The following is a 14877-nucleotide window of genomic DNA, read 5'->3' as shown; positions in this document are numbered from 1 at the left end:
GATATCCATGAAAGGAGATCATCTGATGCGCTGGCTCACAAATATTAAAATGGAAACAGGATACGATTTCAGCAGGGAAAACAATATCCGCACTAAAACGGAATACGCCGCAATCGGAATTGAGGACGGAGTGATCCGTGCCATTGAAAAAGATGCTGTACCAAAGGAGGAGGAAACGGTCATTGACGGGCAGGGATATCTGCTTCTTCCCGCATTTGCGGACAACCACATCCACCTGGATAAAGGCCATTACGGCGGCCCCTGGCAGGCGGTTGTTCCTGTGGCAAACGGAGTGCAGGACCGAATCCGGGAGGAAGAAGGCTTTCTGCTGAATTTCCTGGAAAGCACCCCTGAAAAGGCTCAGGCTCTCATTGATTTGGTGGCAGGAAACGGAGCCACATTTTTAAAGGTACAGGTCAACGTGGACCCGGTTGTGGGCTTGAAAAACTTGGAGTGTGTGTACGAGGTTCTGAAAAAGAACTCTCACCGTCTGGAATATGAAATTGTGGTATTCCCTCAGCATGGCACCCTGGCGACAGAGGCGAAGGGCTGGCTTACAGAGGCCATGAAGCACCCGGCAGTGACCGCCATCGGCGGCCTGGACCCGGCCACCATTGACGGTGATATTGAAGCTTCCTTAAAAACCGTTTTCGATCTGGCGGCAGCTTACCAAAAGCAGATTGACATCCACCTCCACGACGGCGGCACTCTGGGACTGTTTGAAATGCACCGCATTGTGGACTATACGGAAAAGTATCAGATGGAGGGCAGGGTGCAGATCAGCCACGGCTTCTGTCTGGCCGATCACCCGGAAAAGGAGATTATACGGATCGCACAGCGTCTGTCTCAGGCCGGAATTGCCATTAACAGTGCGGTTCCTCTCGACGGAGCCCCCAACCTACCCCTTTTGCGCAGAAATGGCGTCAAGGTGCATGTGGTAAATGACAATATCAACGATCACTGGAGTCCTTTTGGAACCGGAGACCTGCTTCAGCGCGCAAGCCGCGGGGCAGAAAAGTTTGATCAGGTGGATGAGCGTTCCCTGGCACAATGCCTGTCCATGGTCACCAGAGGCGTGGCTCCATTATCCTGGGAAGGAGAATTGCAGTGGCCCAAGCCCGGCGACCCTGCGGATTTCGTTCTGGTTCCCGCTGAATCGGCAGCCCACGCAGTCGCCAGAGTTCCCCAGGAACGTGTTGTCATATTCAAAGGAGAGGTTGTTTCTCAAAAGTGAGGACCTGCTTCTGAAATTGAATAAAGGCCTTTTTTTAGGTATTGGTCATTCCATATAATTAAAAGGGGGAAAACAAGAATGGTGCATCTCGTGTATTGTGATAATACGGGCAAAAAAGGGGAACATGTGTTAGATAAAATTTTAGAGGGAACGAAAACAATGGTTGTGAGAGGTGCGGCCGGCCGCAAAATACCCCACAGCCGGGTATTTGAGGGGGAAACCGTTTACTTTATGGAAAAGGGAACATCCCTTATTTCCGCTCTTGCCTCTGTGACATCGGTTCAAAACCACGTGAAGCTGACGGAAGATGAGATTGTGAAAATATTAAATAACAATCAGGACAAGCTGAATTTAACCGAAAAGCAAAAGGAGCGCTGGCACAAGAAATGCCTGTGTCTGGTTGAATTTGACACTGTTCAGAAAATCGAACCTCCGCTCGCCTTTGACCATCAGGGCAATATGGACGATTGGCTGATTATTGACAAGATTGAAGATGTGGTTGTTGGTACAAGCATACCTTACAACTATGAAAATTCCAGATTTTAGCACCAGTATACCAAAAGAGCCCATCATGGCCGTAAACCGTGACGGGCTCTTTCTTATGGCAGTACCGATGTCTTGAGTGTGGGAAGTGATGCGGGAAGTTGTATTTTATAGTTTGATCCATCCCTTCTCAACCCAATGCTGATTGTCGGCAGACAGCGGATTTTCGTTTTTAGCAACAGCTTTGTGCATCATTTTACACATGAAAAATTTTGCAGAAACGATGATTCCTTTATTTGCTCTGCCGGGTTTTTCATATCTTTTGGAAAGCCGCTTCACCTTGCTGATAATAGCTTTTCTGCGTTTGACGGACAATTCATTCCAGATAACACCCTCCATCAGTCCGATCCCAAGCTTTTTAATATCGGATACTCCCAGCCATGAAAGACTGGTTGCAATATCCTTTTGTGCGCCGCCGTTTAACACTCCGATTGCATTTGTCAATATAACGGCTCTTTTGGTAAACATGTGATCGTCCGGCCGATGGACCATCCAATGTACGCAGAGATGGTCAAGCAAAGCCTTCATCTGTCCTGTCGTTCTGAGCGCATATACAGGAGAGGAAAAGACAAGCAGGTCAGCAGATAAAACAGCATTCCATATGGGCAAAACGTATTCGGCGTGAGGGCAGTTTTTTTCGCTCTTGAAAAAACAAACCTTGCATCCGCAGCAAAAATGCGGCAAATCCTTTGGAAGGTAAAACTCCTGTATTTCATTGTCTTTCCTCAACCCTTCCAAAAAGGCTTCCTTGATATGGTAGGTGCAGCCTTTCACTTCCGTTCCATTTATTACGACAATTTTCATGAACATCTCCCTCGAAAAATATAAATACTCCCACGGTAAAACCGGTTAAAGCCTGTGGACATTCCAATCCTGGCTTTTTTGTAATGATAGCATAATACTCTGTTCCGATCAAAGTATTTATACATGGAAGGCCTTTATTCCATCAACCCCAGCTTCCTGGCTTTTAATACGGCATCCATGGAGTTATTTACATCCAGCTTTCCGTAAGCGGCGGTGGCGTGAGATTTGACGGTGTGGATGGTAAGTCCGGTAAGCTCCATGATCTCTTTGTATTTATATCCCATTGCGAGCAGGCCCAGGATGCGTTTTTGCTGTTTTGACAGCTTGATTGTTTTCGGGTTCAGAGGGATAGCAAGCCCTTTTTTCCGCCTGGACTGCTCATAGGCGGCTAACGTGACTTCGTGAACGTATTTTGATGTCAGTTCTCCCGCATAGCCCTCCCGTTCGGTCTTTAAGGAAATTTTACGGAGAATGGGCAGGATTGCGGCGCCTTCTTCCGCAAATATCCGCACATAACCGTATTCCTGAGCGGCGGCCAGTGCAAGCTCCAGTGTATGCTGCGCTTCCTTGCGTTTACCAAGCGCCCATTCAAGAATTGCCTGCAAACTGCCTGCTTCCGCCATATCAAGAGGCCTGCAAAAATCCTCCCCCAGCTTTTTCAAACCGGCAATATAATGCATGGCTTCTTCTGCTTTTCCAAGCACCATATAAGCCCTGGCCGTTGTGAAATGCTGGGAAATCTTATACAGCTCCAAATCTTTGGAAGAAGTCACAAAATACTGTTCAAACCACTGAGCAGCAGCGCTTTCATCCCCCTCGGACAGGCGCAGCCTGGTTTCGTATGCCTTGAAGTTGGGCAGCAGAAAGAGAAACCCCTGTTCCATGATGACATTTTGATTCCGGATGAGCTCTGCCTCCACTTCCTCATTGCGCCCAAGGGCGGAGAGAATGGCAATCCGGGTCATCTGTGTGCTGAAGCACAGCTCCGGCATGGCTTTCTGCGGCAGGAACCCCATGGCCTGTTCACAGCAGGCGTTTGCTTCCTTTAACATATTCCTTTCATAATAGAGCATGGCGCGCAGCAAAAGCACCATGCGGGTGTCGTCTGCGCTGATCAGGGCGGCAAGTATGGGCTCTGCCATTTGTACATTTTTCTCAATGTCCGGTATGAAATCGGAGTAATCCCGGTGGCTGCGGTGGATAAAAGGCAGGGCTTTCATCAGAGAGGTGGCCTTGGCATTGCCCCTTCTGGCCTCCTCGATGGCTCCGGGGAAAAACTCCAAGACGCTGAAAATCGGGCGGCGAAAATCAATGGCCGCCATGAAAAGAGCATATTTCGTAAATGACTGATACTGCTCCATGATTTCCGGCAGTTTCCCATACAGTCTGTCCAGGCAGCCGCAAAACCGCTGCGCATCCCCAAGCAGATAATAATACCAGCTCTGGCTGATTAAAAGATAAGGCTTGTGGTTTGCAAGGCTTTCCGGAATGCTGTCCCCAAGGTGGGAAAGGTCCTGTATGGAAATGCGGTCAGCGGCTGTCTTTCCGGGAGTGCTGTATTCGTACATCTCCAGCATATCAGCGGTGAGAGCCTCAAAGTCCTTTGCTTTGACTGCAAACCGGATGCTGTTGTAATACTCCCCCCGTTCTCTATAGTAGGCAGCCGTGGACTTGTAAAGGTCCTCTTTGTCAAGGCCGTCTTCTTCCTCCAGCACCTCTCTCAGAAAATCCAAAAACACATGGTAGTAACGGTAATGCTGCTCATCGGTGCGGCTGACAAAGAAGCTGCCAAAACAGAGCCGGTCCAGCAAATCCCCGCTGTCTTCCCTTCCGGTCAGGCGGTTTGCCAGCTCCGGGGTCATTTCATCCACGGTACACGTTTTCAGCATGAAGTGCTGCAGCTCCCTGTCGCATTGATCCCATATCTGATGCCTGATATAGCGCTTTAAGGCTTCATCCATCTTTCCACCGGATTCCAACTGTCCGCTTTTCGCGACCACATCCACGCCAATGGCCCAGCCTCCCGTAACGGCTTTGACTGCAAGGGCCTCCTCCGGAGTGATAAAATGGCCGCAGGCTTTGAAATATCTCTGTATTTCAGACTCAGAGAAAATCAACTCCCCGGAGGTGATCCGGGCCGCTTTCCCTTCCTGGATATAAGACTCTATATAACCGGTATACTCTTCCCTGGTCAGGATCAATGTGATAAAGGACATGGGAAGGCGTTTTAAGATAAATGGCAGGGATTTTCGGATTTCCTCGTCCGTAATTAAGTGGATGCCGTCAAGCACCAGGGCGTAAGGCGCAGAGTCAGGCTCAAGGCAGGATAAAAAGTTGATGGTATTTTCCACCGGCAGGGCGGCAAAAGCCGGATTCTTGATCAGCTTTGCCATGGCCCTGTTGCCGGGGAAGGCTGACAAAATTCCGGTGCAGAGCAGCTTGTAGAAAACAGCCGGGGAATTATCGTACTCATCCAGTCCGATCCAGATGTTCTTTCGCCCCGAAGCTGCAAGCCAGAGGAGGGATGATACTGTTTTTCCAAAACCGGCAGGGGCGGATACGAGGATGGCTCTTTTTCCGGCATATTCGTTAAATGTATGTAAAAGTGCATGCCTTGGCACACAGACGGAAGGCAGTTCTTCCGGTATGAATTTTTCGTTTAATAAATGGCTGTTCATAAAAATCCCCCTTTTTTTCAGTATATCACTGCCTTTTTGGAATTGCACGAAAAATATACTTGTGTATGAAGTTTTTGAGGGTATTTAGGCATGCTGAGAAATCAATCAGATAAAAAACCTCATACTTTTTGAAAAATAGATGTTTTTTGTTTCGGAATCCCTGAAAATATTTCCCTAAAACCTCATACAAAGCTAATTGTTTTCTTTATGGGCGTGTCTCTATAATAATAAAAAATACAGTTCTATGATGCAGCGTTTAAACACAGGTTATGGTTTGGAGGTGATTCAATGAAGAATGAGATTCAGGAAAGAGCATTTGACTTTTCCATCCGTATTGCAGAGCTTGTGTCATTTTTAAGAGAGGACCCAAGAGGTTTTCCCTTATGTGAACGGCTGCTGGTCTGCGGGGTCGAAACAGGGCTTGCCTGCCGGGCGTCGTCGGATAGCAGATATCCGGCAAAGAGGGCAAAACAGGCGGCCGCCTATGTTATGGAAGCGGATTATATCATTGAAATGGCTCAAGTGGCCGGATATCTGACCCAGGAGCAATGCATTCACATCCGGGCGGATTGCAGCAATCTGTTTAAGCTGCTTGCGTCTGGCACAACCATAGATGAGCCATATGCGGGTAAACGGTTTAAGGAATAGAAGAGTGGAGGGAAGACATATGAACAAGCACAAAACAATACGGCGATTTTTGGCGATGGCATTATCTGTCGTCATGGCAGTGGGAATGCTGCCGGTTTCAGCAGCGGCGGAAGTTTTGACGATCGGGGCAGGCGGAGAGATTATTGCTTTTGAAAAGCTGGCTGAAGGAACTGCGAGGCAGACGGTATCACCCGGAACAACTATGGCTGAACTGGATTTACCGGAAACGCTGACGGCAACGGTGCGTTTTTCAGTGGATGACGGGGAGTTCACGAAGGATTCCGAAGAACTGGGACAGCAGGGAGCAGAGGAACCGGAGGAGCCGGATTTGGGTGATGTACCGCAGCCTGGTGAAGGCGAAAGCAACCCGGATGAACTTAAAACAGCAACCGCCAGTTCTGCAGACCAGGCGGATGAAAGCGAGATGCCGGAGCAGACTGCTGCGGAGCCTGAGTGGGAAGAAGACGGAACCGATACAGTGGAAATGCTCATCCCCGTGCCGGTGGAGTGGGTTTCCTCACCGGAATATGACAAGGATAAGGCGGATACTTACATTTTCACTGCTGAGACCCAGGGATTTACAGTGTCTGTACCAATGTTGGAAATCAGGGTAACAGTGGGAGAGACGGCAGCAGTTACGGGTATGGTTACGGCATTCGACGATCTGCCTGACGAACTCCGCTGGCAGAATACCCTGACGCCGGACTTTCCCCAAACCGTTTCCGGCACTGTGGAAGGGAACACGGCTCCAGTCCCGGTGACATGGGAAGCAGATCATCTATATGACACAGAGAATCCGGAACGGGGACTGTATGTGTTCACGGCTGAGCCCGGCGAGGGTTATGCACTTGCGGACGGCGTTCAGGCTCCGCGCCTGACTGTATATATTCCGCAGAGAATTATGGGACGCATGGCTGGCAGCGGAACGGCGGCAAGTCCATTGGAAATCACCACGGCGGCACAGCTTGCAGAGGTTGCCACGCTGGTAAACGCGGGCCGGCTTGAAACCTTCCTGTTCAACGATGCGGGGGCAAAGGTGAGTCTGGAACTGATGAACGATATCGACCTCTCTGCCTACACAAGCGGAGAAGGCTGGCTGCCCATTGGCGGAGTGAGTAATCCATTTAAGGGCATCTTTGACGGTGGCGGCCATAAGATAAGCGGCCTGACCATTGACCGCACCGGTATGGAGTATCAGGGTCTGTTTGGATATGTCGGCATCGGTGCATCGGTAAAAAATCTCGGCATCGAAAACGCAACGATTGTGGCGAAAAGCTTTGCCGGGGGAGTGGCGGGGCATGTTTATGGGGGAACTGTGCAAAACTGCTATACTGTGGGCAGCATCAAAAGCACCGATGCAGGCGGCTATAGTATCGGCGGCGTAGTAGGACGCCTTAATCTTAGCACACTGCAAAACTGCTACAGCATCGGCAGTGTCGACGGCGCAAATAACATTGGCGGAGTGGCGGGCGCTGTTATCGGCGGCAGCACGCTGCAAAATTGCTACAGTGCCGCCAGCGTCAACTCCACTGCCGTCAGCGGCGGCGGAGTGGTGGGATATCTTGTTAACAGTACGGTCACAAATTGCTACAGTACCGGCGATGTCAGCGGCAACAACCATATTGGCGGCGTGGTTGGTTTGGTTTCAACCACCAGCAGCATGCGTAACTCCGCTGCGCTGAACTCCTCCGTCACCGGCACAGGCAATGTCGGGCGCGTGTCAGGAAGTGTCAGTGACAGTATTCTTTTGAATAATATCGCTTTTAGCGGCATGGCGGTGACAGTGGGAGGCAGCCCAAAATCGATCACCAATAACGCAGCAGGATTGGACGGCGATTCCAGAACCGCCGCCGAAATCGGTGCGGAGGACTTCTTCCAGACGCTGTTTGAGGGCAATTCCGCATGGACTTACGAAACCGGAAAACTGCCCGGCCTGAACGGCGTGGCGGTGGATATGCCGATTCACATTGCGGACAAGGGCGGCGCGGAGTTTCTGGGCAGCGGCACGGAATTAGCCCCCTGGCAGATCCGCACGGCTGCGGAGATGAAACGGCTTTCTGAGCTGGTCAACGCGGGAACGACCCCTTATGCGGATTCGGGCAAGCACTACAGGCTGATGCGGGACATCGACCTGTCTGATTACGCCACTGGTGAGGGCTGGGTGCCCATCGGAAACTCTTCGGCTCGGTTCAATGGCAGCTTTGACGGCGGCAGCCACAAAGTCACCGGCCTTTTCATCAACCGCCCGGGCATTGAATATCAGGGGATGTTCGGATATGTTGCCGCTGCAGGTGTGGTGAAAAGACTCGGCGTGGATGCCCATATCACGGGTAAATCAATGGTTGGCACTATAGCGGGATACGTGGACGGAACGGTGGAAGGCTGCGGCGTCACCGGCAGTATCGTCGGCGCAGGGTGGGGTACCGGCGGTGTGGCGGGGGTTCTTGAAGGAACAATACGGCACTCCTACTCTGCCGCCAGCGTCAGCGGCGCATGGTATGGCGTCGGCGGTGTGGCGGGAAGCAGTGGGGGAACGATCGAATATTGCTATGCCACCGGCAGTATCACCGGCGCAGTTGACAAGGTCGGCGGCGTGGTGGGATTTATGAATTACTCCTCTGCTACGGTGGAGCGCTGTGCCGCGTTGAACACCTCAATCAGCGGCGACAGCAGTGATAGCCGTGTGGCGGGGTATATCGCATCTGGAGCTGCAACCGGCAACGTAGCGTTTTCGGGAATCCCCGGCTCCTGGGGAAGTAACGGATCGAACGGCGAAGACAAGTCAGCCGCGCAGATCTGCCAGACGGGCTTCTTCCAAGCGCTGTTTGGCAGTGATCCCACATGGACCTATGCAGACGGTAAGCTGCCCGGGCTGTTCGGCGCGGCGCTGCCGATGCCCCCGCACATCACCGAAACGAGCAGCGGAGGAGTGTTCTGGGGCGCGGGCACATCCGGCGACCCCTATCAAATCCGCACAGCGGCGGATCTTGCCCAGATGGCCGTGTTGGTCAACGCAGGGAACGCCACTTATCTCAACAAATACTACAAGCTGATGAACGACCTCGACCTCTCCGGCTATGCCGGTGCGGACAGCGGAGCGGGCTGGACGCCAATCGGGACAGCCAGCCCCGGCGGGTCCTTTAGAGGACATTTTGACGGAGGCGGCAAGGTCATCACCGGTCTTTTCATCAACCGTCCCAGTGCTGATAACCAGGGTCTGTTTGGGATTATTTCTACAGCTGCCTCGGTGAAAAACCTCGGCGTGGTAAATGCGAGCATTACAGGTGCGGACTATACCGGAGGCGTGGCGGGACAAATTTCGGTCAACAGCACGGTGGAAAGCTGCTATACCACCGGCAGAATCAGCGGCGGCACCGGTACGGGAGGTCTGGTCGGTGTGGTTGGCCTCAGTACCACACTGAAGAATTGCTACTCCGCCAGCGAGGTCAGCGGCATTGCACAAATTGGCGGTGTGGCAGGGAGAACCAACGGCACGGTACAGAATTGCTATGCCACCGGCAAAATCAGCGGAAGCACCTATTCCGCCAGCGGTGTGGCGGGAGAGGCACGGTCCGGGAGCACAGTGAGCAACTGCGCTGCGCTGAACACCGCGGTTACCGCAGGGACAGCGCCTAAACGCGTGACCACCAGCTCGGGAGCAACTCTCGCCGGAAACGTGGCTTTCAGCGGGATGCCCGGAACATGGAATGCATCCCTCATGGACGGGAACAAGGAAAACGGCGCAAGCATCACCCTTGCACAAATTGATTCCGCCGATTTCTGGCGCAGCGCGGCCAACTGGGACACCGCAGGCTGGGACGAGAGCGTCTGGACGCTGGCGGACGGCAAGCTGCCCGTACTGAAAAATGCCGGCGGTGCGCAATCCGGCGACGGCGGACTGGGGTTTACCCAGCGGGATATTGCCCATGCCGTCGTGCAGGTGACGGGAACCCACACCTACACCGGCAGCGCCGTCATCCCGACCATGACCGTTACCTTTGACAGCGTGACACTGACGAAGGACGAGGATTATACGGTATCCTCCGGCAGTATAAACGTCGGAGCCGCGACTGCCACACTCACCGGAACAGGCAACTTCACCGGCACAAAGGATGTGACGTTTACGATCGGCAAGGCCGCGGGGCCGGCCGTGGCCACGGTTACCGGCAGTTCCATCCTGAGCGGCACAACCCATACCTATACGGTGGACTCCATCCCCGGCGCACAGTATCGGATGGGTAGCGGTGATTGGCAGGACAGCAACGTATTCCACGGCATTGTGCCGGGCAGCAGCCATTCCTTTTTTGCCCGTATCAAGGAAACAGAAAACTATGAGGCCGGAGCAGAGGGAAGTACCGGTACAGTCGTTTTTGAAAAGCTGGATGGCGGCTCTGCCCCAGTGCTCCAGTACACCGTGAGTACAGGCGGCTTCCCCAAAGACGTGACGATCACGCCGGTTGCGGATGCGGAGTACCAATTTAACAGCGGAGGGTACAGCCCGGTGAATACATACATCTCAAGCAGTGCCGAGAATGTGACCCTGTATATCCGGCTGGCGGAAACAGCCACACATAAATCTTCCGCGGAAGCCAGTGCAATCGTCAGCACGGAAGACCAAAGCCAGGCTGCACCGGATGCGTTCACGCTTATCTATGAAAGCGTGAATGATACGGCCTACACCGTAACAATTCCAGCCACAACAGGTGCGGAATACAGCTTTGACGGCGTTGCGTGGAGCAGTGACAATACAAAAACCGACTGTCTCCCCGGTTCGGTTACCGGCTACAAACGTGTGGCGGCAAAGCCGGGATTCCATGAAAGTCCTGCTGTAAGCTCCAGTGTGACCCTGCCCATGTTCCGGGTAAAAACACCGGCGGCATCGCCAAATGGCTCCACCTTTATCGGCAGCCAAATCGTAACTCTTTCCAGCGAAACAGTGGGAGCCGCAATTTACTATACCACTGACGGAAGTACGCCGACAGCAGGCAGTACCCTTTATACGGTGCCATTCAGCCTCACATCCACTTCTGCTGTTAAAGCAATTGCAGTGAAAGCGGGGATGGAGGACAGCGGTATTTTGTCTGTAACATTTACAAAGCGAGCGGACGGTGGTTCCGGCGGTGCTGATTTCACAGCGGTAAATGTGCCGGGAAGACGGCCCAATCAGCCGGTGATGGCGGCAATGCCCATTACGGCAGCCGCAGGCGTCAATGGTTCAGCCAGCGTGAGTGTCCCAGATGGGGCCATTGCAGAAGCCATCTTCAGAGCTCAGGCTGACGCAAAGACCCAGGGCAAAACCGCAAATGGAATTGCCGTGGAACTGAATATTGTCTTACCGGAAGGGACGGCTTCCATTTCCTCAGTATTTTCAGCCAGTGCGCTTCAAAGCCTTGCAGATGCAGGCGTAACGAGATTTTGCATCAACAGTGCGCATTTATCATCCGTATGCTTTGACTTAAATGCACTGAAAGCGATCCAAAGACAGAGCAGTGATTCCGTAATAGTGAGCATGACCCCTGTAAGCAATCTTTCCGAGGGTGCCAGGAATCTCATCGGTACAAGGCCGGTATATGACATTGCGGTGAGTTTTATAAAAGATGGAAATACCGTCAGAATTTCAGATTTTAACGGCGGAATTGTAACAATCTCGATTCCATACACAGTAGATGCAAATGAAGCTGCCGGATATCTATACGGTGTATACGTGGATGAAAAGGGCAATGCCTCCAGAATAGACGGCTCAGCCTATGATGCAAACAGCAGAAGTATTCTGATTTCTACCGGGCATCTGTCGGTGTACGGCGTGGGATATACTGCTCCAGGCGTCAGGTTTACGGATATTAACGGCCATTGGGCAAAGGAAAACATCAATTATGCAGCAGGACGGGGGCTTATCTTCGGCACATCGGAAAATGCCTTTTCACCGGATGTTGCTATGACCAGGGAAGTGCTGGTGACAGCACTTGGAAGGCTGGCTGGCATAGATGTAAACGAATATACCTCTGACGGCGCCCTTAGTCCCTACGCAGAATGGGCATACAGGCAGGGCATTATTCAGAACAACGGCAGCAGACAGTTTGTACCAGACAGCCCGGTCACCCGCGAAGAAATGGCCCTGATTCTGCAAAATTACGCCAGGGCTGCAGGATATCACCTGCCTGTGACCCGCGAGGCCGCCGTTTATGCGGATGCTTCCAGCATAGGCAGCAGTTACAAGAATGCGGTCACAGCCATGCAGCAGGCGGGAATTATGATGGGTGGCAGCGGCAGGAAGTTCAATCCGAAAGCCAGTGCCACCCGCGGGGAGGTCAGCGCCATGCTTCACCGTTATATCAAGCTGACCATTGACCCGGAAACGGCTCAGGACTGGGCGCTGAATGATGCCGGACAGTGGCTCTACTTTATGGATGGCCGGATGGCATCCGGTAAGTGGCTTCTGATTGACGGTAAATGGTATTATTTTTACGCTGACGGTTCCCTCGCCCAAAGTACCGTAGTTGACGGATGGGAAGTGGATGAAAACGGTGTGAGAAAGACAAAATAAAACCATCTGGCTATGAGAAATTTTACCGGTAAAACAACATAAAGACAAAACGGTTCGTGTGGATTGCCCCGCGGACCGTTTTATTTGATTCCATTGATTTAATATTCTTACTCTGACTTTTCTGTTTAAAAATTTCAGATAACAGATAAGGCTGTATTTCCCTTTTTTTATTTGTTATAATTAACAAACAGGAATCTAACGCTATGTATTACAATTACTGAAATAGAAGACGATAATTTCCAGCTTGCAGAGCGTATAAAATTTTAAGGAGGCGGCCGCAGAATAAACATGAAGAACAGAACCTATATTGCAATCGATTTAAAGTCTTTTTATGCTTCGGTCGAATGTATCGAACGAAAACTTGACCCGATGACCACCAACCTTGTTGTGGCTGACGCAAGCCGGACTGAAAAAACCATTTGTCTTGCTGTTTCACCGTCACTCAAAGCGTACGGCATTCCCGGCAGGCCCCGGCTGTTTCAGGTGGTGCAAAAGGTCAGGGAAGTCAATGCGGCACGGCTGCAAAAAGCGCCGGGGCGGGCCTTTTCCGGTACCTCCTTTAACGATATTGAAGTAAAATCCTCACCGGAGATATCCCTGGACTACGTGATTGCCCCGCCGAGAATGGCACATTATATAGAACACAGTACACGGATTTACAATATCTATCTGAAATACATTGCCCCTGAAGATATCCATGTTTATTCCATTGATGAGGTCCTTATTGATGTCACCGGGTATTTGGATACGTACCATCTTTCGGCCCGTGAACTGGCCACGAAAATGATCCTGGATGTTCTGGAAACGACGGGCATAACCGCATCAGCGGGAATCGGCACAAACTTATACCTTTGTAAGGTTGCTATGGATATTCAGGCAAAGCATATTCCGGCGGATGAAAACGGGGTGCAGATTGCTGAATTAGACGAAATGAGCTACCGTCATCTATTGTGGCCGCACCAGCCTCTGACAGATTTTTGGCGTGTTGGCAGAGGATACGCAAAGAAGCTGGAGGAACAGGGCATTTTTACCATGGGAGATATTGCGAGATGTTCTCTCGGCAAACCCACCGATTATTACAATGAGGACTTACTGTACAGATTATTCGGCATCAATGCAGAGCTGCTGATAGACCATGCCTGGGGCTGGGAGCCATGCACGATTGCCGACATTAAAGCGTATAAACCGGCCACAAACTGCATTGGATCGGGACAGGTGCTGCAATGCGCCTATCCCTTTGACAAAACGAAGCTGATCGTGCGGGAAATGACCGATTTGCTGGTGCTCGATCTGGTGGATAAAAGGCTTGTGACCGACCAGCTTGTTTTAACGGTTGGATATGATATTGAAAATCTGACCAACCCGAAGATAAAGAAATTATATCTTGGACCGATTACCGTAGACCACTACGGACGTTCCGTCCCGAAATCCGCCCACGGTACGGCAAACCTTGGCAGGCAGACCTCCTCCACCAGGCTGATTATGGAGGCTGTTACAGACCTTTTTGAGCGCATCGCCGACAAAAATCTCCTGGTCAGGAGAGTCAACGTCACTGCCAATCATGTTGTGGATGAGGGAACCGTTCATCAGGAAGACGGATTTGAGCAGCTCGATCTCTTCACGGATTACGAAGCTGTGCAGGCGAAAAAAGAGGCGGAAGAAGCCGAACTTGTGCGGGAAAAAAATATACAAAAAGCTATGCTGGAGATAAAAAAGAAATACGGCAAAAACGCTATCATAAAGGGAATGAACCTGGAGGAAGGCGCCACCTCATTAGACCGGAATAATCAGATTGGAGGGCACAAGGCATGACAAAGACGTATGACGATATCATTCATCTGCCCCGCCATATCTCTGAAAAACACCCTCATATGGCAGTCAGTGACCGGGCAGCCCAATTTTCCCCCTTTGCAGCCCTGACCGGCTATGATGCCGCTGTCAAGGAAACCGCAAGGCTCACTGATGAGAGAGCAGAGCTGGACGAATATATGAAAGCTGTTTTAAGCCATAAGATGCAGATCATATCTGACAGGTTTAAGGAGCAGCCTGAAATCGCAATCACCTATTTTCAACCCGATGAGAAGAAGAATGGCGGTGCCTATGTCACTGCTGATGGAATTATTAAAAAGATAGATGAATATGAACGGATTATGATTATGGCAGATGGGACCGTGATTTCCATTGATGAGATCATCGGTATAGAGGGACAGATATTTGAAAATATGTAACACAAACCATTTCTGATATTGGCTTTATATCTATGGACAACCCGGTTCCTGAGACGTGCGCATTATTCTTGAAAATCATTCTGAAACATGGTATCATGTTGGTTAGATTTGACTAACTTATATTTACCGCTGATGCACAAAAAGGTAAATCAAACAGAGCCATGTGAACGGAGCGATCAATATGAAGATTAATTTGGA

Annotated in this window: 8 protein-coding genes; 6 read left to right on the top strand and 2 right to left on the bottom strand. The window is 51.2% G+C overall.

The features are described 5' to 3' along the window. The first annotated feature begins 7 nt into the window (after positions 1–7). Positions 8–1234 (top strand): amidohydrolase, encoded by a 1227-nt coding sequence (locus tag QM657_RS05485; RefSeq protein WP_415065569.1) that lies wholly within the window; start codon positions 8–10, stop codon positions 1232–1234. A 126-nt stretch (positions 1235–1360) separates the two neighbouring features. Further along, positions 1361–1780, top strand: a complete 420-nt coding sequence (locus tag QM657_RS05480; RefSeq protein ID WP_415065568.1) for a hypothetical protein — start codon at positions 1361–1363, stop codon at positions 1778–1780. A 105-nt stretch (positions 1781–1885) separates the two neighbouring features. On the opposite strand, the gene QM657_RS05475 is transcribed toward QM657_RS05480, so the two are convergent. After that, positions 1886–2581, bottom strand: coding sequence for a flavodoxin family protein (locus QM657_RS05475; protein ID WP_415065567.1), 696 nt, complete (start codon positions 2579–2581; stop codon positions 1886–1888). 134 nt (positions 2582–2715) lie between these two features. Beyond that, positions 2716–5259, bottom strand: coding sequence for a LuxR C-terminal-related transcriptional regulator (locus QM657_RS05470; protein WP_415065566.1), 2544 nt, complete (start codon positions 5257–5259; stop codon positions 2716–2718). Between the two features lie 288 nt (positions 5260–5547). On the opposite strand from QM657_RS05470, the gene QM657_RS05465 reads away from it, so the two are divergent. The 4 genes from QM657_RS05465 to QM657_RS05450 all read left to right on the top strand — a co-directional run bounded on the left by QM657_RS05465 (position 5548) and on the right by QM657_RS05450 (position 14679). Next, positions 5548–5907: a four helix bundle protein gene (locus QM657_RS05465; RefSeq protein WP_415065565.1), complete on the top strand. Its 360-nt coding sequence runs from the start codon at positions 5548–5550 to the stop codon at positions 5905–5907. Positions 5908–5926: 19 nt separating this feature from the next. Then, positions 5927–12451 (top strand): S-layer homology domain-containing protein, encoded by a 6525-nt coding sequence (locus QM657_RS05460; protein ID WP_415065564.1) that lies wholly within the window; start codon positions 5927–5929, stop codon positions 12449–12451. A gap of 288 nt (positions 12452–12739) precedes the next feature. Further along, positions 12740–14263 (top strand): DNA methylase, encoded by a 1524-nt coding sequence (locus tag QM657_RS05455; protein ID WP_415065563.1) that lies wholly within the window; start codon positions 12740–12742, stop codon positions 14261–14263. Further along, positions 14260–14679 carry a hypothetical protein gene (locus QM657_RS05450; RefSeq protein ID WP_415065562.1) on the top strand — a complete coding sequence of 140 codons (420 nt, stop codon included), beginning with the start codon at positions 14260–14262 and terminating at the stop codon, positions 14677–14679. Before QM657_RS05455 ends, QM657_RS05450 begins: the two co-directional genes overlap by 4 nt. Positions 14680–14877: the final 198 nt, after the last annotated feature.

The sequence above is a fragment of the Lacrimispora sp. genome, from assembly GCF_047605665.1.
Lineage (GTDB): Bacteria > Bacillota > Clostridia > Lachnospirales > Lachnospiraceae > Lacrimispora.
This window is presented reverse-complemented; position numbering and strand designations above follow the sequence as displayed.